This is a genomic window from Dolichospermum circinale AWQC131C, assembly GCF_000426905.1.
GTDB classification, from domain to species: domain Bacteria; phylum Cyanobacteriota; class Cyanobacteriia; order Cyanobacteriales; family Nostocaceae; genus Dolichospermum; species Dolichospermum circinale.
The window spans coordinates 531-1,107 of sequence record NZ_KE384661.1 but is presented as its reverse complement, the minus strand read 5'-3'; the positions used below and the strand labels follow the sequence as shown (position 1 = coordinate 1,107).

At 34.5% G+C, this 577-nt stretch carries 1 protein-coding gene; it reads left to right on the top strand.

Annotation, left to right across the window (positions count from 1 at the left end; genetic code table 11):
* On the top strand, window positions 1-577 hold a 577-nt coding region (locus tag ACIR131C_RS23760), incomplete at both ends, for a glycosyltransferase (RefSeq protein ID WP_035372677.1).

Here is a 577-nt window from a genome sequence, read left to right as displayed (position 1 = left end):
TGGAGAAGATATATTAGACGTACCTCTAGGAAAATTTATCAATTATCAACAAGTTCCTGTCCACTTCTTTCCCCGGTTTTCTCCTTCTATTCACGCTTTGAGAGAATTTGCTTTTTCCAGAGAATTAACAATATGGTTATGGGAAAATATCCGTAATTATGACTTATTACATATTCATGCTATTTTCTCCTATGCTCCGAGTATAGCAATGGCGATCGCCCGCTGTCAAAAAGTTCCTTATATTGTTACCGTACATGGACTACTTTGTGAATGGTCATTACAGCAAAAAGAACTCAAAAAGAAGCTATATCTCAAACTTTTAGAAAAAGCTAATCTTAATCATAGTCAATCAGTTCATTTTACCTCTATTGCAGAACAAAAAGAAGCATCACCATTAAATTTGACTTCTTCCAGTTTTGTCCTCCCCCTTGGTATTTATCCCCCTCAAAAAATTCTTAATACTCGTGAAAGGCTAAAAAAACACCTGAACATTCCCATAGATGAACCAATTATCTTATTTTTATCTCGCTTACATCCTAAAAAAGGTTTAGACTATCTAATTCCAGCATTAGGTAAG